Origin of the sequence: Bariatricus massiliensis (assembly GCF_900086725.1) — a bacterium.
Taxonomy (GTDB): domain Bacteria; phylum Bacillota; class Clostridia; order Lachnospirales; family Lachnospiraceae; genus Allocoprococcus; species Allocoprococcus massiliensis.
In genome coordinates this window covers 932333-957048 of the sequence record NZ_LT574836.1, presented here as the reverse complement: position 1 = coordinate 957048, position 24716 = coordinate 932333, and the positions used below count along the sequence as shown (strand labels likewise).

General features: G+C 47.1%; 29 protein-coding genes. 27 read left to right on the top strand and 2 right to left on the bottom strand.

Going from position 1 to position 24716, the window contains the following annotated elements; translation table 11 throughout:
- From BN6465_RS20115 to BN6465_RS06145, 9 genes are all read left to right on the top strand, one after another.
- Window positions 1-110: DUF4368 domain-containing protein (locus BN6465_RS20115; RefSeq protein WP_154670189.1), on the top strand; the 110-nt coding region annotated here is incomplete at its 5' end.
- A gap of 133 nt (window positions 111-243) precedes the next feature.
- Complete coding sequence (locus BN6465_RS06180) at window positions 244-1161, top strand: hypothetical protein (RefSeq protein ID WP_066732699.1); 918 nt, start codon at window positions 244-246, stop codon at window positions 1159-1161.
- Entirely contained in the window at window positions 1154-1366 is a 213-nt protein-coding gene (locus BN6465_RS06175) for a PLDc N-terminal domain-containing protein (protein ID WP_066732694.1), read from the top strand. Before BN6465_RS06180 ends, BN6465_RS06175 begins: the two co-directional genes overlap by 8 nt.
- On the top strand, window positions 1366-2175 hold the full coding sequence (locus BN6465_RS06170; protein WP_066732691.1) for an ABC transporter ATP-binding protein: 810 nt from the start codon (window positions 1366-1368) through the stop codon (window positions 2173-2175). Before BN6465_RS06175 ends, BN6465_RS06170 begins: the two co-directional genes overlap by 1 nt.
- Window positions 2175-2936 (top strand): ABC transporter permease, encoded by a 762-nt coding sequence (locus BN6465_RS06165; RefSeq protein ID WP_066732689.1) that lies wholly within the window; start codon window positions 2175-2177, stop codon window positions 2934-2936. Before BN6465_RS06170 ends, BN6465_RS06165 begins: the two co-directional genes overlap by 1 nt.
- Window positions 2937-3028: 92 nt before the next feature.
- Window positions 3029-3772: a MerR family transcriptional regulator gene (locus BN6465_RS06160; protein WP_066732687.1), complete on the top strand. Its 744-nt coding sequence runs from the start codon at window positions 3029-3031 to the stop codon at window positions 3770-3772.
- Window positions 3773-3845: 73 nt separating this feature from the next.
- Window positions 3846-4577, top strand: coding sequence for an ABC transporter ATP-binding protein (locus BN6465_RS06155; RefSeq protein ID WP_066732685.1), 732 nt, complete (start codon window positions 3846-3848; stop codon window positions 4575-4577).
- The gene (locus BN6465_RS06150) at window positions 4564-5307 is read left to right on the top strand and encodes an ABC transporter permease (protein ID WP_066732683.1); all 744 of its coding nucleotides are present in this window, start codon (window positions 4564-4566) and stop codon (window positions 5305-5307) included. The genes BN6465_RS06155 and BN6465_RS06150 overlap by 14 nt, the downstream gene beginning before the upstream one ends.
- 77 nt (window positions 5308-5384) lie before the next feature.
- Window positions 5385-5855 (top strand): GNAT family N-acetyltransferase, encoded by a 471-nt coding sequence (locus BN6465_RS06145; RefSeq protein WP_199882794.1) that lies wholly within the window; start codon window positions 5385-5387, stop codon window positions 5853-5855.
- Window positions 5856-5903: 48 nt separating this feature from the next.
- Here the strand turns inward: BN6465_RS06145 and BN6465_RS06140 are convergent, their stop codons facing one another.
- Together BN6465_RS06140 and BN6465_RS06135 are read right to left on the bottom strand one after the other, a co-directional pair.
- Window positions 5904-7688 carry an ABC transporter ATP-binding protein gene (locus BN6465_RS06140; protein ID WP_066732679.1) on the bottom strand — a complete coding sequence of 595 codons (1785 nt, stop codon included), beginning with the start codon at window positions 7686-7688 and terminating at the stop codon, window positions 5904-5906.
- Complete coding sequence (locus tag BN6465_RS06135) at window positions 7688-9412, bottom strand: ABC transporter ATP-binding protein (RefSeq protein WP_066732677.1); 1725 nt, start codon at window positions 9410-9412, stop codon at window positions 7688-7690. Before BN6465_RS06135 ends, BN6465_RS06140 begins: the two co-directional genes overlap by 1 nt.
- Before the next feature lie 488 nt (window positions 9413-9900).
- Between BN6465_RS06135 and spoIIIAA the strand changes: the two genes are divergently transcribed.
- From spoIIIAA to BN6465_RS06045, 18 genes are all read left to right on the top strand, one after another.
- Window positions 9901-10818 carry a stage III sporulation protein AA gene (gene spoIIIAA, locus BN6465_RS06130; RefSeq protein ID WP_066732673.1) on the top strand — a complete coding sequence of 306 codons (918 nt, stop codon included), beginning with the start codon at window positions 9901-9903 and terminating at the stop codon, window positions 10816-10818.
- On the top strand, window positions 10809-11330 hold the full coding sequence (locus BN6465_RS06125) for a stage III sporulation protein AB (protein ID WP_066732671.1): 522 nt from the start codon (window positions 10809-10811) through the stop codon (window positions 11328-11330). The genes spoIIIAA and BN6465_RS06125 overlap by 10 nt, the downstream gene beginning before the upstream one ends.
- A gap of 20 nt (window positions 11331-11350) precedes the next feature.
- Window positions 11351-11545 (top strand): stage III sporulation protein AC, encoded by a 195-nt coding sequence (spoIIIAC, locus tag BN6465_RS06120; protein ID WP_066732669.1) that lies wholly within the window; start codon window positions 11351-11353, stop codon window positions 11543-11545.
- Between the two features lie 19 nt (window positions 11546-11564).
- A complete protein-coding gene (locus tag BN6465_RS06115; protein ID WP_066732668.1) occupies window positions 11565-11951 on the top strand; it encodes a SpoIIIAC/SpoIIIAD family protein in 387 nt (128 codons plus the stop codon).
- Between the two features lie 10 nt (window positions 11952-11961).
- Window positions 11962-13182, top strand: coding sequence for a stage III sporulation protein AE (locus BN6465_RS06110; RefSeq protein ID WP_066732666.1), 1221 nt, complete (start codon window positions 11962-11964; stop codon window positions 13180-13182).
- 28 nt (window positions 13183-13210) lie between these two features.
- Complete coding sequence (locus tag BN6465_RS06105; protein ID WP_066732664.1) at window positions 13211-13501, top strand: stage III sporulation protein AF; 291 nt, start codon at window positions 13211-13213, stop codon at window positions 13499-13501.
- Entirely contained in the window at window positions 13501-14088 is a 588-nt protein-coding gene (locus tag BN6465_RS06100) for a stage III sporulation protein AG (protein ID WP_066732662.1), read from the top strand. The genes BN6465_RS06105 and BN6465_RS06100 overlap by 1 nt, the downstream gene beginning before the upstream one ends.
- Before the next feature lie 30 nt (window positions 14089-14118).
- A complete protein-coding gene (locus tag BN6465_RS06095) occupies window positions 14119-14763 on the top strand; it encodes a SpoIIIAH-like family protein (RefSeq protein ID WP_066732660.1) in 645 nt (214 codons plus the stop codon).
- A gap of 81 nt (window positions 14764-14844) precedes the next feature.
- The gene (locus BN6465_RS06090; protein ID WP_066732658.1) at window positions 14845-16020 is read left to right on the top strand and encodes a phosphopentomutase; all 1176 of its coding nucleotides are present in this window, start codon (window positions 14845-14847) and stop codon (window positions 16018-16020) included.
- A 105-nt stretch (window positions 16021-16125) separates the two neighbouring features.
- Entirely contained in the window at window positions 16126-17718 is a 1593-nt protein-coding gene (locus BN6465_RS06085; RefSeq protein ID WP_066732657.1) for a peptide chain release factor 3, read from the top strand.
- A 202-nt stretch (window positions 17719-17920) separates the two neighbouring features.
- Window positions 17921-18304, top strand: a complete 384-nt coding sequence (locus BN6465_RS06080) for an Asp23/Gls24 family envelope stress response protein (protein ID WP_066732655.1) — start codon at window positions 17921-17923, stop codon at window positions 18302-18304.
- Between the two features lie 59 nt (window positions 18305-18363).
- Window positions 18364-18765, top strand: a complete 402-nt coding sequence (gene nusB / locus BN6465_RS06075; protein WP_066732653.1) for a transcription antitermination factor NusB — start codon at window positions 18364-18366, stop codon at window positions 18763-18765.
- 31 nt (window positions 18766-18796) lie between these two features.
- On the top strand, window positions 18797-20080 hold the full coding sequence (xseA, locus tag BN6465_RS06070) for an exodeoxyribonuclease VII large subunit (RefSeq protein ID WP_066732652.1): 1284 nt from the start codon (window positions 18797-18799) through the stop codon (window positions 20078-20080).
- On the top strand, window positions 20067-20276 hold the full coding sequence (gene xseB / locus BN6465_RS06065) for an exodeoxyribonuclease VII small subunit (protein WP_066732650.1): 210 nt from the start codon (window positions 20067-20069) through the stop codon (window positions 20274-20276). Before xseA ends, xseB begins: the two co-directional genes overlap by 14 nt.
- Window positions 20266-21156, top strand: a complete 891-nt coding sequence (locus BN6465_RS06060) for a polyprenyl synthetase family protein (RefSeq protein ID WP_066732648.1) — start codon at window positions 20266-20268, stop codon at window positions 21154-21156. The genes xseB and BN6465_RS06060 overlap by 11 nt, the downstream gene beginning before the upstream one ends.
- Window positions 21157-21169: 13 nt before the next feature.
- On the top strand, window positions 21170-23035 hold the full coding sequence (dxs, locus tag BN6465_RS06055; protein ID WP_066732646.1) for a 1-deoxy-D-xylulose-5-phosphate synthase: 1866 nt from the start codon (window positions 21170-21172) through the stop codon (window positions 23033-23035).
- 18 nt (window positions 23036-23053) lie between these two features.
- The gene (locus BN6465_RS06050) at window positions 23054-23869 is read left to right on the top strand and encodes a TlyA family RNA methyltransferase (protein ID WP_066732644.1); all 816 of its coding nucleotides are present in this window, start codon (window positions 23054-23056) and stop codon (window positions 23867-23869) included.
- Between the two features lie 12 nt (window positions 23870-23881).
- Complete coding sequence (locus BN6465_RS06045; protein WP_066732642.1) at window positions 23882-24715, top strand: NAD(+)/NADH kinase; 834 nt, start codon at window positions 23882-23884, stop codon at window positions 24713-24715.
- The last annotated feature ends 1 nt before the right edge of the window (window position 24716 follow it).

Here is a 24716-nt window from a genome sequence, read left to right as displayed (position 1 = left end):
TGAATACGCTGATTGAAAAAATCCTTGTCCATGAAGCGGTCAAAAGTGAGGACGGAAGCCGGGAACAGGAAGTGGAAATCTTCTACCGCTTTATCGGCAAAATCGAATGACACATCTTGAGATACCCAACAATATCTTTAACTAAGGGAAACGGGGCAGAGCTATCCTGATATTACATTTCTGCCGCAGCTGGCAGCTTATTTTAACATCAGCGTGGATGAGCTGATAGGATATGAGCCCCAGATGGAGGCGGCGGATATTCGAGAAACTTATAGATATTTTTGCAGGCAGTTCGCACATAAGCCTTTTGAGGAGGTCTATGAAGAATGTCAGGAGATGGTGAAAAAATATTATGCCTGTTTTCCGTTTTTATTTTTGATGGCGTATTTGTATCTTAATCATCATATGCTGGCAGATTCTTCTGAACGTCAGCATGAAGTGTTGGCGGAAGCGGGGAGACTATTCCAAAGGGGCAAGATAGAATGTCAGGACCCGGGGCTTGCGAAAGAGTCGGAATATGGAGAAGCTACGGTTTTGCTCATGCAGAACAGGCCGGCTGAGGTGCTGGAGCTTCTGGGTGAGAAGATAAGGCCTTTGATGCAGGATGCCGACTTGATAGCACAAGCGTATCTTATGCTGGGGAATCATCAGGCGGCTGCACGGACAAAGGAGATTATGCTATATCAGTATCTGATGGGGATGCTGGGGCAGATTCCCCAGCTTATAACTGCGGAGACATCGAGGCCTAAAAAGGTGGAAATGCTTCTTGACAGGGCGCTTCAACTGGAAAAGATATTTGAGGCAGATAAGCTGCACCCTAATTCCATGGCTTTAATTTATCTGGCGGCTGCGCAGTTCTATATAGGGGCGGGAGAGAAGGAAAAGACATTGGAGTATTTAGAGCGGTACGCAGACATGGTAGGTTATTTTTTCCCGCTTGAACTTCACGGAGATTCTTTTTTTGACAGAGTAGAGGGCTGGATAGAGGAATTAGAACTGGGGAATTCGGCGCCCCGCGACGCCCATCTGGTGAAAGAAAGCATTTATCAGGCCGTCGCAGAGAACCCGCTTTTTGCAGTGCTGTCGGGGGATGAAAGATATGAGTTCATAGTGAAAAAAATTAAAGGAAAATTAAAAATGGAGGAAAATGGACATGAATAATAATTTTGATTTGCTGGTTGAGTATTTTCCGGTGCTGCTTCCGGTCATAGCGGTTGAGTTAACGCTGGCAATTACAGCGCTCGTACACGTCATAAGACATCCACATTATAAATTTGGAAACAAGGTTGTGTGGATTTTCGTGGTATTATTTATCCAGTTCATTGGCCCGATTGTCTATTTCCTGTTCGGAAGAGGTGAGGAATAATGGAGGCATTGAGAATTGAGGGGCTGAAGAAAAAATTTGGCGAGACAGAAGTGATACGTGAGTTATCGTTCTCTGTTCCCGAACATTCTGTCTTTGGATTTATCGGGAAGAATGGCGCAGGAAAGACGACGACAATGAAGATGATTCTGGGGCTTTTGAAGCCGGACGCAGGAAAGATACAGGTGTTTGGAGAATCGGTATCCTACGGGGAGACGAAGACGAACCGGTTTACCGGTTATCTTCCTGATGTGCCGGAGTTCTACAGCTATATGACAGCGTCGGAATATTTGAGGCTTTGCGGAGAGATAGCAGGCCTTGCCTCGGGTGAAATCCGCAGGCGCAGCGCTGAGCTGCTGGAGCTTGTGGGACTTACAGACAATAAAAAACGTGTGGGAGGCTACTCCAGAGGGATGAAGCAGAGACTGGGCATCGCGCAGGCATTGCTGGGGAATCCCAGACTGCTCATCTGTGACGAGCCCACCTCTGCTTTAGATCCGGTTGGGAGAAAGGAAATTCTTGATATTCTTTTTAAATTGAAGGGCAGGACAACTGTTATTTTTTCGACCCATATTCTGACGGATGTAGAGCGTATCTGCGACCGGGTGGGGGTTCTAAGCGAGGGCAGAATAGTGCTTTCGGGTGAAATGGAAGCGCTTAAAAAGCAATATGCGCAGGATAAAGTTATGATGGAATTCCCGAAGGAAAAGCAGGAAGAAGTGCTGGCTGTGCTGAAGGCACAGCATTTGGAGCCGCTCCACACCGAGGTGGTGGAGCCGTCCCTTGAAAAACTGTTTTTGGAGGTAATATAATGAGAGGTATGACAGCTTTTCTTAAAAAGGAATTTTGTGAAATGATAAGGACATATAAAATCCTTATTCTCGGCTCTGTATTTTTTCTCTTAGGAGTCATAGGCCCGCTTACGGCCAAGTATATGCCGGAAATTATGGAACAATTTCTGCCGCAAGGAATGACGCTCGCTCTGGAGGCTCCAAAGGCGCTGGATTCATGGATGCAGTTTTTCAAAAATGTGCCTCAGATGGGGCTTATCATCGTAGTGATCGTGTTCAGCGGAATGATGGCTTCCGAATGGTCGAAGGGGACGCTGGTACTCGTGTTGACAAAGGGGCTTGCCAGAAGGAGTGTTATTATGGCAAAGTTTCTTACAGCCACCTTACTGTGGAGCGGGGCGTATTGGCTTTGCTTTGGTATTTCCTATGGGTATACACGCTTTTTCTGGGATGAGCGGACACCAAGACTTGGCGCGGCGGCAGCTTTTGTATGGCTTTTTGGAGTGATGCTGATTGCAGTGACCCTCCTCGGCGGTGTGCTGTTTAGAGGGAGCTATACCGTTCTGCTGTTTACCGGTTTTTTAGTAGTGATGATGTTCATAATCAATATCCTGCCCTCTGCACAAAAGTATAATCCGATTATGCTCGTCTCATCCAGCATGGAACTACTGGAGGGGATTAAAAGGATAGAAGACTTCATGGCGCCGACTCTGATCACCGGAGGACTTTTAATTGCCTCATTGATTGGCTCTGCAGCCATATTTGATAAGAAACAATTATAGTGAAAGAGAATGGCCTCCGTATGGAAACCCTCCATTATAACACCAGACTTTCTACGTATGGTATACTTATTATTATAACAGGAGGAGATATAATGAAGACTTATAAAACTGCGGAAGTTGCGGCAATTATAGGGATACATCCCAATACGGTGCGCCTTTACGAAACGCTGGAATTGATACCCAGACCTGCGCGGAAAGAGAATGGTTATCGTGTTTTTACAGAGTTTCATATAGAACAATTCCGTTTGGCGCGTCTGGCATTCCAAATCGAGATATTGCAAAATGGCCTGCGCAAGAAAATGATTCGTATGGTCAAACAGTCTGCGCAGGGCGAGTTTGACACAGCGCTTGAACTGACAAAGGAATATTTGACGCAGGTAAAGCAGGAGCGGGCCAACGCAGAGGAGGCTGTCAAAATAGTGAACCAGATACTGCGGGGTTCCTCGCAGGAAGACGGATGTCTGTTAAAACGCAGAGAAGTCTCACAGCTGCTAAAGATATCCATGGATTCTCTGCGAAATTGGGAGATGAACGGACTGCTGACTGTCAGGAGGAAGTCCAATGGTTACCGGGTCTACACAAGCGAGGACATCAGCCGTCTAAAAGTCATCCGCTCCCTTCGGTGCGCCAATTATTCACTGGAGTCCATTCTCCGTATGCTCAACCGGTTGTCCGCAGATCCCGGGGCCGACATTAAAAAGGTTTTGGATACACCGAAACCGGATGAAGATATCATTGCCGTGTGCGATAAACTCATCACCTCTCTTTCAGAAGCGGAGTACAATGCAAAGCAGATAATCAGCAGATTAGAATATATGAAAAATAAATTTTCTTAAACCCTCCACTTTACCACCAATGTTTTTTTTGGTGGTATTCTTTTTATGTCAATAAAAAACAGGAGGCAGAAGTATGAAGGAAATCATAAAAGTAAACAGGCTTACCAAATGTTATGCCGGCAGGCCAGCGGTAAACAAATTGGAATTGACGGTGGAGAGGGGAACTATATTTGGATTGCTCGGAGCCAACGGCGCCGGAAAAAGCACCACAATTGAGTGCATTTTAGGAACAAAGAAGGCAGATGAGGGAAAGGTTACCATTCTTGGCATGAATCCATATACAGACCGTAAAAGTCTGTTTGAAAGGGTGGGAGTTCAGTTTCAGGAGAGCAGCTATCAGGAAAAAATAACTGTAAGGGAGCTCTGCGAGGTTACGGAATCCTTATACCGTGAAACGGAGGATTCATTTGAACTGTTAAAAAAGTTCAAGATCGACGATAAGAAGAAAAGCCTCGTCAAAGACTTGTCAGGAGGAGAGAGACAGAGATTGTTTATCGTGCTTGCGTTGATTGGAAAACCTGACGTAGTGTTTTTAGATGAGCTGACAACCGGACTTGACGCCAAAGCACGGCGTGAGGTATGGAAAATGTTGTCCGCGCTCAAAGAAAAGGGGCTGACTATTTTTTTGACTTCACATTTTATGGACGAGGTAGAAGCTCTATGCGACAAGATTTGCATATTAAAAAAGGGTAACGCCGTATTTAAGGGAACCGTATCGGACGCAGTAAAAGACAGTCCATTTGACAATTTAGAAGACGCTTATCTTTGGTACACGGAAGAGGAGGAGAAGAATGAAAACATTTAGAACGATGCTGAAGACGGAAATCAAATTATCGCTGCGGGGGATGGATATGTTCATCTTTGCCATCTGTGTCCCACTGGTAGTGTTGATCATTCAAGGGATTATCTACGGGAATAGACCGGCTTATCCGGACGCAGGCTATACCTTCTTAGAACAGTCCTTTAGTGCGCTGGCAACCATATCTATCTGTGCAGGCGGTGTCATGGGACTGCCGCTGGTCGTATCAGATTATCGCAGCAAAGGTATATTGAAGCGATATAAAGTGACACCGGTAAGTCCGGCGATGATATTAGTAGTGCAGGTGGCCATCTACACCTTATATGCAGTTGTTTCATTGATGCTGCTGTATTTTACGGCAAAACTATTCTTCGGTTACCAATTCAGAGGAGATTTGTTTCGTTTTCTGGGAGGTTACCTTTTAGTTCTTGTGTCAATGTTCAGTATTGGCATGTTGGTCGGGGGAGTCTCACCGGACACAAAAATTGCAAGCGTCATTGCATGCATACTGTATTTTCCAATGCTTATACTTTCCGGCGCCACGCTGCCCTATGAGGTAATGCCTTCAACACTGAAACGAGTGGCGGATGTCATGCCTCTCACACAGGGAATAAAACTTTTGAAGGCCGCGTCGCTGGGACATCCGGCGGACAGCGTGCTGGCACAAATTTGTATCATGGGGGTGGTCGCTGTTGCATGCACCGTGATTGCTGTGAAATATTTCAAATGGGAGTAAGTGTAAAAAATTTCTTGCCTCCCGAACTGGGAAAGGGTAGACTATATACTATACGGCAGTGAGGGAGGGGGATGCACATGATTGTGAGAAGATTTGAGGCTGGGGACGCAAAGGAAGTCTCCGATATGATCAGACGGAATTTTCTGGAGGTGAATATTAAGGACTATCCGGAGGAGGAGATGCGGGAGCTGGCCGACGGATATAGCCCTGAAAAGGTAATCAGCATTTCACGGCAGGGACATACATATGTTGTCGGTGACGAGGGCAGGATTGTGGGAACAGGTACGGTCCAGTGCATAGAGGGTAGCCTGAATGCGTGTATTCTTCTGGCTATTTTCGTAATGCCGGAGTATCATGCACGTGGTGTGGGTAGAATGATATTGGAGACACTGGAAAAGGACACGCTTTTTAGCTGTTCAGACAGAGTAGAACTGCATGCATCGATAACCGCTGTTGGGTTTTATGAAAAAATGGGATACCGGCATATGTCTAAGAACAAAGAGGCAAATGAAGACGGTGTGTATCTTATGGAAAAGGTATTATCATAATAAGGAAGAAATAGTGAGTGTTTTTTCACTATTTCTTCCTTTTCTTCCTTAAATCTCTGCGCCGAACTGCGCCATATACAAATGATAGTAAGCTCCTTTTTTAGCGAGAAGTTCTTTTGCGCTTCCACTTTCCAGTATGCCGCCTTGGTCTATGACGAAGATACGGTCGGCCTTCTGGATGGTGGACAGCCTGTGGGCGATGACAAAAGAGGTTCTTCCTTTTAAGAGCGCTTGAATTCCCTCCTGTACCAGCAATTCAGTTTTCGTGTCGATGCTGGAAGTGGCTTCATCCAGAATGAGTATTCGGGGCATGGAGACAAAGGTTCTGGCGAAAGCGAGAAGCTGTTTTTGCCCAACGGACAATCCACCGCCACGCTCACTTAAAATCGTGTCGTAGCCTTTTTCAAGATTCATAATAAAGTCGTGGGCATTCACTGCCTTAGCCGCGGCCACAATTTCCTCGTCGGTGGCGTCTAATTTACCATACCGGATATTTTCCTTCACTGTTCCGGTAAATAAAAAATTGTCCTGTGTCATAATCCCCATCTGTGAGCGGAGAGATTCAAGGGTCACGGTCTGTACATCGTAGTTATCTACCAGAACTCTTCCGCTGGTGGCGTTGTAGAAACGGCTGATCAAGTTGACGATAGTCGTCTTGCCGGCCCCTGTCGGCCCTACCAGAGCAATGGTCTCCCCCGGGGCGATGTGAAAGCTTACATTCTCTAATACATTGATGTCGGGCGCGTCTGAGTAGGCAAAGGTCACATTCTCAAAGGTCACACTTCCGTCGATCGTGGGAAGTTCCTTTACCGCTTTTTCATCGGTTATCTCGGAAGGGGTATCCAGTATCTCAAAAATACGTTCCGCCGCCGCGATATTCGTGATCAGCTGGTTATAAAAGTTGCTCAGGTTCATGATCGGACGCCAGAACATGTTGATGTAGCTGCCGAACGCAATCAGCGTGCCGACAGATACTTTAGAGACGCCGATGATGACGATTCCTGTATAATAAAGAGCAACGCAGCCGATGCCCCAGCAGAGGTCAATGGCCGAGCCCATAGCGTCCATCAGCCGGACGGCGCTGTTGAATGAGAGCCGGTGCTCTTCCACGAGACGTTGAAAAGTATTCATAGTTTCCTGCTCGGCCGTAAAGCTGTGAATGATGCGCATGCCGGACAAGTCCTCATGAAGAAAGGCGTTTAAGTTCGCTGATTTCTTTCGGAACACCTGCCATCTTTTGTGGGAAAATACTTGGATAAACCACATGCAGGCGCCCATGATTGGCAGCGAGCAGAGGGAGGCGGCCGTGAGCACCGGATTTTTGATTACCATGATGACTACAACGGCGCATATGGTAATAAAGTCAGGTATCAGCGTGGTCACGCTGTTGCCAAGCACTTCCTTCAAGGAATTGATATCTCCGATGATACGGGAGAGTATTTTCCCCGTTGGACGGCTGTCAAAAAAATGAAAATCTAAGGTTTGAATATGTGTGTATAGTTCCTGTCTTATTGTGACAAGAATACTGTTGCACACCCGGTTCATGATACGCATGCGAAGCTTGATGAACATGACCATCGAAAAGTTCAGAATCAGGGCGAACAGTATCAGCCGGAACAGCCCGGGATAATTCCCCGCACTGATATACTTATCAATGGCAGCTTCGATAATCAGGGGGTTCACAAGATTCACCCCCACGCAGTAGGCCATAATGACAAGTACAAAAATAACTTCCTTTTTATACGCTAAAAGGTAAGAGAACAGGCGGAGCAGGGTCTTTGTTTTCCCTGCGTCCACACTTATTTCATCTTCCTTAAAAGAATTAATGGGCATTACATCACCTCCATGAATGCACCGTATTGTGATTGATAGGTTTCGTAGTAAAGTCCTTTGGCTGCCAGAAGCTCTTCGTGGGTCCCCCGCTCTGCAATGCGCCCGTTCTCCAAAAATATAATTTCATCTGCGTGGCGGACAGCGCTGATGCGGTGGGCAATTATCAGCTTAGTGGTATTCTTAAGATTCCGCAGCGTCTGTTGAATCATCTGTTCCGTTTCCATATCCAGAGCTGAGGTGGAGTCATCCAGTATCAAGACTGGATTATTCTTAGCGAGTGCGCGTGCGATACTGATGCGCTGTTTCTGGCCGCCCGAGAGACCTACCCCGCGTTCACCGATAATCGTGTCATACCCATCGGGGAGACGCTCGATAAAGCTGCCTGCCATGGCCGCATGAGAGGCGGTCTTCACCTGCTCAAAATCCAAAAGCTCCTGTTTCCCGAGTCGCACATTGTCCTGAATTGTATCGGAGAAGAGGAAGACATCCTGCATGACTACAGAAATATTGCCTCGTAGGTCTCTGAGTGGCAGCCTGCGGATATCAACATCATCCAGCAGGATGACACCTTCCGTACAGTCATACATCCGCTGCAAAAGCTGTATGACCGATGTCTTCCCAGAACCGGTAGCGCCCATGATGCCAAGGGTCGCCCCCGGCTCTACAGAGAAGCTGATATCTTTCAGAATCTCCGTACCCGCTCTTTTAAAACCAACGTTTGAAAAAGTGATTTTCCCTTGGATATGAGGGAGTACAATGGGAGCGGAAGGCTCTTTGATAGAGGCAGTTTCCGCGTATATTTTTTTCAGCTTCTTGTTGGACGCAATTGCGGCCGAGAGGCTGTTGGTAAGCCAGCCCAACATTTCCATCGGCCAGACGATATTCATAGAATATTCTATGAATGCGCCCAGCGCGCCCAGCGTGAGTTCCTGCTGTATGACTAGATATCCTCCGGCCAGCAGCACAAGCAGGGGCAGAAGCTTTGTGATAAAGGTAAACAGTGGGTGGTATTTAACAAATACTCTGGACTGCTCCATATTCAACTCGTAATAGCGTTTGTTGTGTGACAAGAACTTTTTGATTTCAAATTTTTCCCGCGCGAATGCCTTCACTGTGCGTACCCCGGCCAGATTTTCTTCTGCGACGGTGTTGAGCACAGCGTTCTCCTCGCTGATTTCGTCATAGATTTTATTGAGCTTCTTTTCCAGAAAAATAGCCAGTGTACCGCAGCACAACATGGCAGCCGCCGGAATCAAGGCCAGTTTTACATTCAGGCGGAACATGCAGGTCAGCACCAGCGTGGTATGTACGACGACTTCAATGATCAGCATTCCTACATAAGTCAAGCCGTCCCAGATACGGTCAACGTCATCCTTGGCTCTTGCCATCAATTCCCCGGTATTGTTCCTGTCATAAAAATCTGCGGACAGCCCCTGAAGATGACGGAACAGGTCGTTCCGCATATTGGCGCTTATCTTAGCGCCTATAATGTCAAACAGGTATTCCTTAAAGTATGTGAAAATGCATCTGCCCACCCCCACAGCTAAAATACCTGCAAGAAGGTATTTGAGAAGGGGCAGGTCCCCGCCTCCGATTACATCGTCGATAATACGCTTGGTCAGCTGAGGCGAGAGCATATCCAGCGCTACGCCAATGATAAGGCACAGCACAGCGATAAGATATCCCCAGATATGTTTCATTACATAGTGTGATAATTTCTTCAACTAAAATCCCCCTTTAATCAGTTCTTAAATAAAGTGGACAAGTCCACTTCAACTCCCTATATCCCTCACCCATGAGGGACTTGTACACTTTGCGCGCCAATGTGCGGCTGCGAAGCAGCTTTCCTCTGCACATTGTGTGCATCCCCCGGAGGGTTTTTGTAACATAGGGAACGAAGTTTCCTATATTACAAGAAAAAAAATCCATGACAGCGTATGCTGTCATGGACTCTGCGCGCAAATTATTTAGAACGTGAATAGAGTACGTCCTAAATCATGCAAATATCTCCTGAGGTAACTGCATACGAAAAATAATATTCTAAATGTAAAGCATTAGTCATTCTGTTCATAACGTTACCTCCTTTTCTTCATATTTTTGTAAATGAACTAACAATTATTACAGTACCTTGTTTAGATAGAATTGTCAATACAAATTTTTCCGGTTCTAAAATAAAACCTCATTCCATATATTGTCTAAAGAGGTGGACAAGATGAGACGTGAAAAAAAGGAACAGATTTTATGTGTTTTGGCAGGGAAAATAAAAGGAATTCTTTTGAATAATGGACTGGATTTTGAACGGCTGCAGGAAATACGGCTCCGGGAGGGACAGCCTTTGTATGTCCGGTATGAGGGCAGGGAGATGATGTTCTCTCATTTGATTACAAAGGAGGAGCTGCGGGAGACCATGGAATATATAGGGAACTATTCACTCTATGCCTATGAGCATGAGATGAGGCAGGGATTCCTTACTATAGACGGTGGGCACCGGGTAGGTATTTCGGGAAAGATCATACCAGAAGAAGGGCATGTGAGGAATTTTCAGTACATATCTTCCGTTAACATCCGGGTCTCCCATGAGATTTCCGGCTGTGCGGATGTGGTATTTCCCATGGTCTTGGAGAAGGGGGAGCTTTGCCATACGATGATCATCTCTCCTCCCGGCTGTGGGAAGACAACCATGCTGCGGGACATGGTCCGGCAGATATCGGACGGGAATCAATACTTAAGAGGGATGAATGTGGGGGTAGTAGATGAACGTTCCGAAATAGGAGGCTGTTTTCAAGGTGTGCCACAAAACCATATAGGAAAAAGGACAGATATTTTGGACAACTGTCCAAAAGCAGAAGGGATGATGATGATGATACGGTCCATGTCGCCGCAGGTTCTGGCTGTGGATGAGATTGGGACAAGACATGATGTGGAGGCGGTATCTTATGCCATGCACTGTGGCGTGACGATGCTGGCGACCGTCCACGGGACATCGCTGGAAGAGATAAGAGAAAAGCCACTGTTCAAGCATTACTGGGAGGGGAAATATTTCAAACGCTATATTGTACTGGGCCCCATGGGGCGTACCGGCAGCTTGCAGGGAGTCTATAACGAACGGGGGAAACTTTTATGCTCCTAAAAATTGTGGGAAGCATATGTATTATGGCGGGAGCCTATGCCTATGGATATTGTACGGGTCTGGACTACAAGCGCCATATTGAACAATTGGAAGAATTGAACCGGATCATCTGGCAGATAAGCGGAGAAATCACATATACAAAGGCGCCCCTCACGGAGGTCTTCCAAAGGGTGGGCGGGCGGCTGGGAGAACCATATGGAGGATGGCTGCGCGCTCTGGCTAAAGAAATGGAGCAAAAGGGCCAGAGAACGCTGGGAATCCTCTGGCGTGAGGCGGTGGAAAATCATTTGAAAAAACTACTGCTGACTGAGGAAGAGTGGACGGAGCTTAAGAATCTAGGCGGTCAGATGGGATATCTCGATATCCACATGCAGGAGGCGGCTCTTTCCTGGTACGGTAAAAAGCTGGAGGAGAGAAGAGAGGCGCTGCTTGCGGGGCTTCAGGAGAAGCGCCGGGTCGCTGCCTGTCTGGGAGCGGCCGGCGGAGTATTTCTTGTTATTATTTTGGTATAGTTCAAAAACGGGAGGCTGAAATGGGTGTAAATCTGATATTTAAAATAGCCGCGGTTGGTATTCTGGTATCTGTATTAAGTCAGGTCCTCAAACACAGCGGGAGAGAGGAGCAGGCGTTCCTGACAAGTTTCGCGGGACTTCTACTCGTTCTGTTCTGGATTATACCATATGTTTATGACCTGTTCGAGAATATCCGCAGGCTGTTTGCGTTGTAACCGGAAGGGGGCGGGACAGATGACCATTATCCAGATTGCCTTGCTCGGTGTGTTCGGCACACTTCTCGCATTGCAGTTCAAAAGCGGTAAAAGTGAATACGGTATCTATTTAAGTATCGCAGTCAGTCTGGTCGTTTTCTTCTGTATGAGTGGAAGGCTTTCGGTCATTGTAGATACGATAAATACGATAAGCGGATACATCAAGATAGACAGTACCTATATCAACGCGATGCTTAAAATGTTAGGGGTTACCTATCTGGCAGAATTTGCTTCCGGCATCTGTAAGGATGCGGGGTACCAGACAATTGCAGGCCAGATTGAAATCTTTGCCAAGCTCAGTATTTTAGCGCTCAGTATGCCAGTTCTGACAGCGCTGCTTCAGACAATACAGGAATTCCTGAGCTGAGGAGCAGAATATGAAAAAAAAATATTGGAAATGGGGGCTGCTGATTCTTTTGGCGGCGCTGCTGCTCCCGGTGTTTCCGGTCTCGGCTGATGAAAAAGCTGGAACCGAGACGCAGGAGGGTGGGAGTACGGATGAGGAGAAGGATATCATGACGAAAGATGAATTTAATGATATCCAGTCCCAGACCGAGGATAAGGTCTTGAAAGAAGTAGACGTCAAAGGAATCGACAAGGTACTGAAAGAAATTTTTCCTGATAAGAAAGTGCGGTTTGGAGATGTATTAGCGGCCCTGTTGGATGACGGGGAGACCATATCGCCAAAATTAATCGGAGATTTTGTGACAGACAGTCTGTTTTATGTAGTGAAATCTAATAAGACAGCGATGATGTATCTGCTGTTGATTGTGATTGTAGCCGCGGTTTTCAGCAATTTCTCCAGTGTTTTTCAGAACAGGCAGATAGCAGATATCAGCTTTTATATCGTCTATATATTGTTGATAACTGCCTGTCTGCACACCTTTACCCAGACTGTGGACGTCGTAAGTACAGGGATTGAAAATATAGTGACATTTATGCGTGTACTAGGCCCGGCATACTTTATCTGCATGGCCATATCGACAGGAAGTGTCTCTGCGGTAGCATTTTATAATATCGTACTGTTTTTAATTTATCTCGTGGAACTTGTAATTCTACATTTTTTGCTTCCACTGATCCATGTATATTTGATGATGCGGGTACTTAATTTTCTTGCGGAGGAGGACTATCTATCCAAATTTGCAGAACTTTTAGAGCTTCTGGTCGGATGGAGCCTGAAGACACTTTTGGCCTGTATTACAGGAATCAGTGTGGTTCAGGGACTGTTGAGCCCGGCGGTAGATTCGGTGAAGAGGAGCGCATTTACAAAGGGCGTGGAGGTCATACCGGGAATCGGTGATGCAATCGGCGGGGTGACAGAGGTCATTCTGGGTACAGCTGTTCTTGTGAAAAATGGTATTGGTCTGGCAGGAGCCCTGGTTTGCGTAGGTATCTGTATCATACCGATTTTGAATATGGGAATGCTGACAATCATGTATAAGCTGATGGCAGCCTTGATTCAGCCTATATCGGACAAACGTATCGTGGAGGCGCTGGCAAGTGTGGGGAATGGATACCAGATGCTGCTGAAGGTAGTGTTCACCACAGCGGTTCTGTTCCTGCTCACCATTGCGGTGGCGGCCGTATTTACTTCGTGAAAATACGGCAGTCGATTGGAGGGTAAATATGTTTGATTATATATATGAATGGCTCAAAAATCTGGCGTTCTATATGATTTTAGTCACGGCCGTGATCAGGGCCCTGCCGGATAACAGTTACCAAAAATACATCCGCTTTTTTGCGGGCCTGATTCTTGTTATACTGCTCATGACTCCGATTCTCAAGCTTACAGGGATGAAGGGAACATTCTCGGAGCTTTATAGGAGCGCTGTTTACGAGCAGGAGTCAAAAGAGATTGAAGAGGCGGCTGCATTTCTGCAGGAGATGGAAAATCCGCTGCTTGAGGAGGGAGATTGATGAGAGAAGGGAATCAAAACAAATCTTCGGACAAAAAGGATTGGAAAGTATGGCTGAAACAGCAAAAGGGCAAAAAAGACCAATGGCTGATCGTCATACTTGTGGGAATTTTACTGTTGGTGATAGCCATGCCTACTTCCACCGCCAAAAAAGACAGCGGCAGTAAGGAGACGGTTACCACTGCGCAGCAGTCCGAAGACACGGACAGTTACGCGAGGCTTCTTGAAAGAAGGCTGGAAGAGGCGCTGACACAGGTTCAAGGGGTCGGGAAGGTCTCCGTGATGATTACACTTTCTTCTTCAGCAGAGAAGGTGGTGGAAAAGGATAGGGAGACAAGCAGCGACACATCTACGGACGGGGAGAACGGTACGAGCCAGAGCAGCAGTTCTGCGGAAACCAGTGTCTATTCAGGGGAAAGCGGCTCCGGAACACCATACATCAAGAAGGAGTTGACGCCGGATATTAAGGGAGTCATGGTCATTGTGGATGGCGGGGACAATGCGGTTGTAATTGAAAATATAACCGAGGCGGTGCAGGCATTATTTGGAGTAGACACGCATAAGATAAAAGTAATGAAACGCAATTAAAGTAAAAATCAAAAAGCAGGAGGAAGGACGTTGAAACGATTATTCAAGAAAAATCAGATTATTATTGCGGCGCTGGCGGTTATGATTGCGGTGGCGGGTTACCTGAATTATTCAGGAAAAATCTTCGGTGACAAAAAGACTAGTGAGGAAACGAGCAGTGAACTTGCCAACAAGGAGCTCCTCGATATATCCGATGAGGATGCCGCCTCCACCGACGGTGAAATCAAAAGTCAGGATGGAGAAGTGGCTGACGCCGATGTAGAGGGAACCCCGGGAGAAGCAGTGCTTACAAACGGGGAGGCAAGTGGTGTTGTGGCAGAAGCAAAGGTCAGCCGGGAGCAGGTAAGGGCAAAAAATAAAGAGACCCTTCAGGCAATTATAGATGATACCAACGTAAGCGACGAGCAGAAATCCGCGGCAGTGAATCAAATGGTCGCCATGACGGCACTTGCCGAAAAGGAAGTGGCCATAGAGACATTGCTGGCATCCAAAGGATTTACCGAAGCGGTGGTCAGCCTTACAGAGGAAGGCGCGGACATCGTCGTGAACAGCTCCGAGCTCTCTGACGCGAAGCGTGCACAGATTGAAGATATTGTCACCAGAAAAGCAGGTGTAGCGCCCGCCAATATCGTCATTACACCGATACATAGCGGTTCCTCAGACGACGCAGAATAGCAGGGGATTGATATCCTTAGTTAATTGGCATATAATAAGAGCAAAATTGTATGTTAGGCGGAAGATGAGGTAAGAATCATTATGAAACGTATATTTATTATTGTGCTTGACAGTGTCGGCGTTGGAGAAATGCCGGACAGCGCGCTGTACGGAGACGAAGGAAGTAATACATTAAAAAGCGTATCCAAGGATGCGCTTTTTGCCATGCCGAACATGAAAAGACTGGGCCTTTTTAATATTGACGGTATCGGCGTGGATGAAAAATGGAAGGAGGAAGTCCCACAGGGAACTTTTCTTAAGCTGCAGGAAGCCTCAAAAGGCAAGGATACGACCACCGGGCACTGGGAGATCGCGGGGCTCATTTCCAGACAACCTATGCCCGTATATCCGGAGGGATTTCCGGAGGAGGTTATTCGGGAGTTTGAGCGTCAGACCGGGAGAGGAACGCTTTGCAACAAACCTTATTCCGGTACGGACGTGATAAGGGATTATGGAAGAGAGCACATGGAGACCGGCAGGCTGATCGTGTATACTTCGGCCGACAGCGTATTTCAAATCGCGGCCCATGAAAAAGTCGTCCCGGTAGAAGAATTATACCATGACTGTGAAATTGCCAGAAAGATTCTCACCGGAAAGCACAGTGTGGGAAGGGTGATCGCCCGGCCCTTTGAAGGGGAATACCCTGACTTTAGGCGCACGAGCCGGCGTCATGACTTTTCCCTTCATCCAACGGGAAAAACCATGCTGGATGCGGTGAAGGAAGCAGGGATGGATGTTCTGGCGGTGGGGAAGATTATTGATATCTTCGCCGGAGACGGCATCACGGAATATGTACGGACGGCATGCAACCGGGAGGGAATTGAGAAGACTTTGGAGTATATGAAGAAAGACTTCCATGGAATCTGCTTCACCAATTTGGTGGATTTTGATATGGTATACGGGCACCGCAATGATGTGGCCGGCTATGCGGGAGCGCTGAGGGAATTCGATGCATATTTGCCACAGATTTTGGAACAGCTAAGAGAAGAGGATATTCTTATGATAACGGCGGATCATGGATGCGACCCGGGCACGCCTTCCACGGATCACTCCAGAGAATACGTCCCCCTTGTTATCACCGGAGAGAACATTAAGAAAAATAATAACTTAGGAATACGAAAAACATTTGCAGATATAGCCGCAACTGTGTTAGACTATTTAGATGTCCGGTGCTCTATCGAAGGGACTTCCATGTTGGAAGATATTTTGTTACATTAGGAAAGTTCTTTGAACTTTCCTAATGTAACAAAAATCCTCCGGATAGGATGCACACAATGTGCACAGTAAAAAGAACGAAAATTAGAAAGTAAGCAGGAACATAACATGGCAGATTTTAGAGATGAAATCAGAAAACGAAGAACATTTGCGATTATATCCCACCCAGATGCGGGAAAAACAACATTGACAGAGAAGTTTTTGCTGTATGGAGGCGCTATCAATCAGGCGGGCTCGGTCAAGGGAAAGGCCACGGCAAAACACGCAGTCTCGGACTGGATGGAGATAGAGAAGGAGAGGGGAATCTCCGTGACCTCCTCTGTCCTTCAGTTTGAGTATGACGGATACTGTATTAATATTTTGGATACGCCGGGACATCAGGACTTTTCCGAGGATACTTATAGGACCCTGATGGCGGCAGACTCGGCGGTGATGGTAATCGACGGCTCCAAGGGCGTGGAGGCGCAGACGAGAAAGCTTTTTAAAGTCTGCGTGATGCGCCACATCCCGATATTTACGTTTATCAACAAAATGGACCGGGAAGCTATGGATACATTCGAACTTTTGGATGATATCGAAAAAGAATTGGGGATCGCCACCTGTCCGGTCAACTGGCCCATCGGATCGGGAAAAGAGTTCCGCGGCGTCTACGACAGAGACACCAAAGAGCTGGAGCTTTTCTCCGACACAAAGAAGGGGACTACAGTCGGAGCGGTCAAGAAAGTACCTCTCCACAGTGAAGAGGCCAGAGGTGTTGTGACGGAAGAACAATACCAAAAGCTTGAGGAGGAAATCGAGCTTCTGGACGGGGCAAGTGCGGAGTTCGATCAAGAGCTGGTAGATAAGGGAGAACTGTCACCGGTGTTTTTTGGTTCGGCGCTGACGAATTTCGGAGTGGAGACCTTTCTCCAGCATTTCTTGAAGATGACGACATCTCCGCTTCCAAGGAATTCAGACAAAGGCGAAATAGACCCGATGAAAGAAAAGGATTTTTCAGCCTTTGTATTCAAGATTCAAGCCAATATGAACAAAGCCCACAGGGACAGAATCGCTTTTATGAGAATCTGCTCCGGGGAGTTCGACGCAGGTATGGACGTATTCCATATTCAGGGCGGCAAGAAGGTACGCCTGTCCCAGCCACAGCAGCTGATGGCGAGCGAGCGCAAGATGATTGAAAAGGCATACGGCGGTGACATTATCGGTGTATTCGATCCGGGGATTTTCTCCATCGGCGATACACTGACCAATTCCCCGGATAAGTTTGTATATGAAGGGATTCCCACTTTTGCGCCGGAGCATTTTGCCAGAGTGCGGCAGATGGATACGATGAAGAGAAAACAGTTCATCAAAGGAATCAACCAGATCGCACAGGAAGGCGCCATTCAGATTTTCCAAGAATTTAATACAGGAATGGAAGAAATAATTGTCGGAGTCGTAGGCGTACTACAGTTCGATGTGCTCAAATACCGTCTGGAAAATGAATACAACGTAGAAATACGTCTGGAACCCCTTCCATACGAACACATACGCTGGATTGAAAATGAAGAGCCAGATATGGACAAGCTGATCGGAACTTCAGATATGAAAAAAATCAAAGACCTAAGAGACCGCCCACTGCTGCTCTTCATCAACGAATGGAGCATCCGCATGGTATTACAGAGAAACGAAGGACTGGAACTTTCTGAATTTGGCCGTTCATAATTCTTTGCAATCCAAGCGATTTGTGATACAATGAGCGTATAGCGACGAACGCGGATTGCGAGAAAGGCCGTTGACTGCTGGCAGTCAAAAGGACTTAGGAAGCAATCCATGTGAGTGCAACGGCCACTGAGCAGGCGAAGACTGCGAAGTGAGCGTTCGGAGCGGCGGGATATGGCAAATGCGGAAAACAAGGAGGTTTACCATGAATAAAGAAGAAAAGAACAATTATAAAACCTTGTCTGAGGAAAATCTTGGGGAAGTCCAGATAGCGGACGAGGTGGTGGCTATTATCGCGGGGCTGGCTTCCATGGAAGTGGAAGGTGTGTCGTCTATGGCGGGGAATGCCACAAGAGAATTGATTGCTAAGCTTGGCATGAAGAGCCTTTCAAAGGGTGTCAAGGTTGATGTTCTGGAGGGAGTTGTCACCGTGTCTCTGGCACTGAACTTAAAGTATGGCAGAAACATCAAAGAGACGACCATGAAGGTTCAGGAGAAGGTAAAAGCAGCGATTGAAAATATGACCGGACTGACTGTGGCGGATATCAACATCCGTGTCGCAGGTGTGGACATGCCGGAAGAAAATTAAGAGAAAGCTCACTTTGCAAAGACAGCAAGTGGGCTTTTCGGTGTAGACTGGAGAATCGTATGGGAAGAAGTGAATTGAGAGAACACATTTTCAAAATGGTATTCGGGGTGGAGTTCAATGCGGAGGAAGAATTAACTGCTCAATTGAATCTTTACCTTGACCAATTGGAGGATGTGAGTGAGAAAGACCGTGATTACATGCTCAATAAGGCAAAAGCTGTAATTGAAAAGCTGGCTGAGATAGACGCGTTATTGAATGCCAGCGCGGAGGGTTGGAAGACCAGCCGCATGAATAAAGTAGATTTGACTATTTTACGTCTTGCCGTCTATGAGATGAGATGGGATGAGGATGTACCGGTCAAGGTAGCGATTAACGAGGCTGTTGAGCTTAGTAAAAGGTTTTCCGGAGACGGGGGGCCGGCCTTTATCAACGGCGTACTTGGAAAACTAGCAGAGGCATAAGTCAAAAGCCCTGCACGGATTTAGGAGTAGGATGCGTAACGTATATACAGTCAGACAGGTCAATGCGTACATAAAGAATATGTTTGCGCAGGACTTTATGCTGAATAGAATTTATATAAAAGGGGAAGTGTCGAACTGTAAGTATCACACTTCCGGGCATATTTATTTTTCCTTGAAGGATGAGTCCGGAACGATTGCCTGCGTCATGTTTGCCGGGCAGCGGAGCGGGCTTTCTTTTCGTATGCAGGAAGGCCAGCAGGTCATCGCTATGGGAAGTGTGAGCGTATATGAGCGGGATGGTAGATACCAGCTCTATGCGAAGGAGATTATTCTCGACGGGGCAGGACTTCTCTACGAAAAGTTTCAGGCTTTAAAGGCAGAACTGCTGGAGATGGGCATGTTTGCCCCTGAATATAAGAAGGCAGTTCCAAAGTATGCGAGGACGGTAGGAGTAGTGACCGCCCCCACCGGAGCGGCAATCAGGGATATCATCAATATTTCCCGGAGAAGGAATCCTTATGTTCAGATTATCCTCTACCCTGCGCTGGTGCAGGGAGAAGGTGCAGTATCCAGTATCGTTAAGGGAATCCATATGTTGGAAGAAAAGCAGGTGGATGTCATCATCGTAGGCAGAGGAGGCGGCTCTATAGAAGACTTGTGGGCGTTTAATGAAGAGGCGGTTGCAAGGGCTATTTTTGAGTGTGGCATCCCGGTCATCTCTGCGGTGGGCCATGAGACGGATACGACGATAGCAGACTACGTGGCGGATTTGAGAGCTCCCACGCCCTCGGCCGCGGCAGAACTGGCTGTCTATGAGTACCGGGAGGTGCGGGAGCAGATGGAACTTCTGGCGGGGAAGATGAGACGCAGCATGGGACAGATGCTGCACTTAAAAAGGCTGAAGCTTGAAAAGTATCAGACAAGGCTGGGCTATTTGAGCCCTGCGGGGAAATTAAGGGAATACCGCCAGAGGGCGGCAGACTATGAAGAGAGGCTGCCACAGTTGTTCGCGGAATTATTCAAGACGAAAAAAGACAAATACAGGGAATTGGAGCTTGCGCTTCAAGAACTGATGAAGGATAGAATCAAAGAGAACCGTCAACTGCTCGCTATTTTGATAGAGCGGATGAAGGGGCTTTCACCGCTCCGTAAACTGAATCAAGGTTTTGCCTATGTTCAGAATGCGGAGGGAAAGACAGTAAAGACGACAGAAGATGTAAAAAGAAAAGAAACGCTTACCGTCTATGTTGCGGATGGAGCGATTGAATCGGTGATTACGGATATCAGGAAGGAGGAGTATCATGGAGGAGAATAAGGAGACGCTGGAAGAGCTGTTCCAAAGCCTTGATGACGTTGTGGAAAAGCTGGAAGAAGGAGAGACATCGCTTGAAGAATCCTTCCGATTGTATCAGAAGGGCATGGAGATGCTGAAAAGCTGTAACGATAAGATTGATGCTGTGGAAAAACAGGTGCTCATATTAGAAGAAAATGGAGAGACACATGAATTTTAAAGAGGAACAGGATAATAGGGTAAAAGAGATAGAAAAAGTTCTTGCAAAATACCTTCCAAAGCCGGAGGGATACCAAAAGGTGATTATGGAGGCGATGGCGTACAGTGTGACAGCGGGGGGAAAACGTCTCCGCCCAATGTTGATGAAAGAAACTTTTGTCATGTTCGGCGGGGAAGGGGCAGTTGTTGAACCTTTTATGGCCGCGATTGAGATGATTCATACGTATTCCTTGGTCCATGATGATCTGCCTGCTATGGACAATGATGAATATCGAAGAGGGCGCAGGACTACCCATGTTGTTTACGGGGAAGGCATGGGAATCTTAGCGGGAGACGCACTTTTGAACTATGCGTTCGAGACTGCAGTGGAAGCTTTCGAGCTTGCGCCAACACAGGCTTCACGGGTTGCCAAGGCACTAAAGATACTGGCCGGAAAGGCAGGAATCTATGGGATGATTGGCGGACAGGTGGTGGATGTATCCTCCTGCGGGGAGAATCTGACACAGGAGATGCTGGACTTTATCTATGAATTGAAGACAGGGGCATTGATTGAGAGTGCGATGATGATTGGCGCCGTGCTTGCGGGAGCCGGAGATGATGAAGTAGCGACGGTGGAGCGAATCGCGTCCTTGACGGGACTGGCCTTCCAGATTCAAGATGATATTTTGGATGTGACCAGCACGATGGAGGAGCTTGGAAAGCCGATACACAGTGATGAAAAGAATGAAAAGACAACTTATGTGACTTTGAAAGGGCTTGATAAAGCAGTGGCCGATGTGGCACAGATATCGGAAGAGGCTATTTCCCTGCTACAGGGACTTGGCAAAGAGAATCCGTATCTGGAGGAATTGCTGAAAGCTTTGGTTCACAGGAAAAAATAGAGAGGTGTTTGTGATGTATCTGGAGAAGATTCAAAAAGCAAACGATATTAAAAATCTAACAGAAGAAGAGCTCTTTGAGCTGGCAGATGAAATAAGAGATTTTCTGATTGAGAAGATCAGCAAGACAGGGGGACATTTGGCGTCAAATCTAGGAGTTGTTGAGCTTACTATGGCAATGCACCTGAATTTCCAGCTGCCCGAAGATAAGATGATATGGGATGTAGGGCACCAGTCTTACACACATAAGCTTCTGACAGGCCGGAGAGAGGGCTTTGACGATTTGAGAAAATATGGAGGAATGAGCGGATTTCCCAAGCGAAAAGAGAGTGACTGCGATGCCTTTGATACGGGGCACAGCTCCACTTCTATTTCTGCCGGTCTTGGTTATGTGCGGGCGCGGGATATTTTGGAGGAGAACTACCATGTACTTTCGGTAATCGGGGACGGTTCTCTGACCGGGGGGATGGCGTATGAAGCACTCAATAATGCCGCCACGCTGAAAACGAATTTTATCATCGTTCTGAACGATAACAATATGTCCATTTCCGAAAATGTAGGGGGGATGTCCCACTATTTAGACGGACTGCGCACTGCGGAAGCGTACACGGATTTGAAGAATGCCGTGGAGATGGCTATCGGGAGCTTTCCTGTGGGAGGGGAAAAGCTGGTACGGCATATAAAGAGGACAAAAAGTAGCATCAAACAACTGTTTGTTCCGGGCATGTTTTTTGAAGACATGGGAATCAAGTATCTTGGGCCGGTGGATGGACACAATATCAAGGCACTGAACCGGGCATTCAAAGAGGCAAAGCGAGTGAAGGGGCCGGTGCTGTTACATGTGCTCACTAAGAAAGGAAAAGGATATTTTCCGGCAGAGGAGAATCCGGCCCGGTTCCACGGGACAGGCCCCTTTGATGTGGCCACGGGGGAACCGCTTTCTTCCGGAGGGAAGGATACGTATACAGATGTCTTTTCCAAGGTAATGACGGACTTGGGCCGGCGGGATGAGAAGCTGGTGGCAATCACTGCGGCGATGGAAGACGGAACGGGGCTTGCGGAATTTCACAAGAGATATCCGAAGCGGTTTTTTGACGTGGGAATTGCAGAAGGGCATGCGGTGACTTTTGCTGCAGGCCTTGCGGCTGCGGGGATGCACCCTGTATTTGCGGTATACTCCTCCTTTTTGCAGAGGGGATATGACCAGATGATCCACGATGTCTGCCTGCAGAAGCTGCCGGTTACTTTTGCCGTAGACAGGGCAGGACTTGTGGGCAGTGATGGAGAGACACATCAAGGCCTGTTTGACTTGTCTTATCTGTCGGAGATTCCGAATATGACAGTGATGTCTCCAAAGAATAAGTGGGAGCTGGCGGATATGGTCCGGTTCGCGGTGGAACTTGGAGCACCGGCTGCGGTGCGGTATCCAAGAGGGACTGCCTACGATGGATTTAAGGAATATAGAAAGCCTATCGAATACGGAAAAAGCGAAGCTGTTTTTGAAGAGGAGGATATCGTCCTTTTCAGTGTGGGGCATATGTTCGAGACGGCGGTGAAAGTGCGGGAAGTGCTGAAGGAGACAGGGTATAGCTGTTCTCTTGTCAATGCTCGTTTTGTAAAGCCTATCGATGAGGCTATGATTGAGCTGGCCGCAAAGGAACACCGGCTGCTCGTTACGATAGAAGAGAATGTCTGTTCCGGCGGTTACGGAGAGACGGTATTGGAGTTCGTCCACAGGAAGCGGCTGGATGTGCGGGTACTGCCTGTTGCGCTGCCGGATGACTATATTGAACATGGCAGTGTGGACGTGCTCCGGAGAGAGGTTATGCTTGACGCTGATTCTATCGCTACACGCATCATAACGGAATATATATCACAGTAAGAACTGAGGAGATACAGCATGAAAGAACGGTTAGACATATTGTTGGTCAAACGGAATCTGGCGCCATCTAGAGAAAAGGCGAAGGCAATCATCATGTCAGGCAATGTATTTGTGGAGGGGCAGAGAGAGGATAAAGCCGGAACTACTTTTCCGGAAGAGGTTTCCATAGAAATCAAGGGACATACCCTTCCTTATGTGAGCAGGGGCGGACTAAAGCTGGAAAAGGCAATGAAGCATTTCGCAGTATCTGTCGAGGGAAAGGTGTGTACGGACGTGGGCTCTTCCACCGGAGGGTTTACGGATTGTATGCTTCAAAACGGAGCTAAGAAAGTGTATGCAATCGATGTGGGAAGAGGGCAGCTTGATTGGAAATTAAGGCAGGATGAGCGGGTTGTCTGCATGGAAAAGACAAATATAAGAAATGTGACTCCCGAGGACATAGGGGAGCCCATCGATTTTTCTTCCATAGATGTCTCTTTCATTTCTCTGACCAAGGTATTGCTGCCAATCAGAGAATATCTGAAGACGGACGGAGAGATAGTAGCACTTATAAAACCGCAGTTTGAGGCGGGAAGAGAGAAGGTAGGGAAAAAAGGGGTCGTACGTGAGCCGAGTACACATCGTGAAGTCATCGATAAAGTGATCACGTATGCATGCTCCATTGGATTTTATGCGGCAGCACTTGAATTTTCGCCTATCAAGGGACCGGAGGGAAATATTGAGTATTTACTGCACATAAAGAAATGTGCCCCGGAGGAAGCTAGAACCTCACCTGAGATTTCGGTCCCAGAGACAGTGAAAGAAGCGTTTGCTGCCTTGTCTAAAAAAGAATAAGGCTGGGATGTTATGGAAAAATTTTATATTATTACGAATTACCTAAAAGATGAAGATTATGAAATTACCATGCGGATAAAAGAGTGCATTGAGTCTTACGGAAAAATGTGTATACTGTGTGAGAAGGATGATTATGAGAACCTGATAGAAGACACGATTCCTGACGACATTGACTGTGCACTGGTGGTCGGCGGCGACGGCACTTTTATTCAGGCTTCAAGAAAATTATTTGGCAGACAAGTCCCCATGCTGGGCATTAATATGGGCACGCTTGGATATCTGACCGAGGTGGAAGTGCAGAACGTAGAGTCTGCTATCGAACAACTTATGACTGGAAATTACAGTATTGAAAAGAGGATGATGCTCTATGGTTCGGTACAGGATAAGCTTCGTGATGTGGCCTTGAATGATATTGTTATCTGCAGGAGCGGCTCGCTTAGGATTGTACATTTCAATTTATATGTAAACGGTGAATTTTTAAATTCTTATCAGGCAGACGGGATTATCGTGTCCACGCCTACAGGCTCCACCGCTTACAATCTTTCAGCCGGAGGGCCGATCGTAGAGCCGACGGCTTCTCTGCTGGTAGTGACTCCTATTTGCTCTCATGCCTTGAATTCCAGCAGTATTGTGCTTTCTGATGAAGATGACATTGTCATTGAAATCGGCTCCAGAAGGGATAATAGCGTGGAGGAGGCGGCCGTTACCTTTGACGGGGCGGATATCACACAGCTTCGGACCGGTGAGATGGTTCATATATGTAAGGCGCGGGAGATAACAAAGATTGTGAAGCTCAGAAAAATGAGCTTTTTGGAGACGCTGCGTGAAAAGATGAAAGGAAACTAGA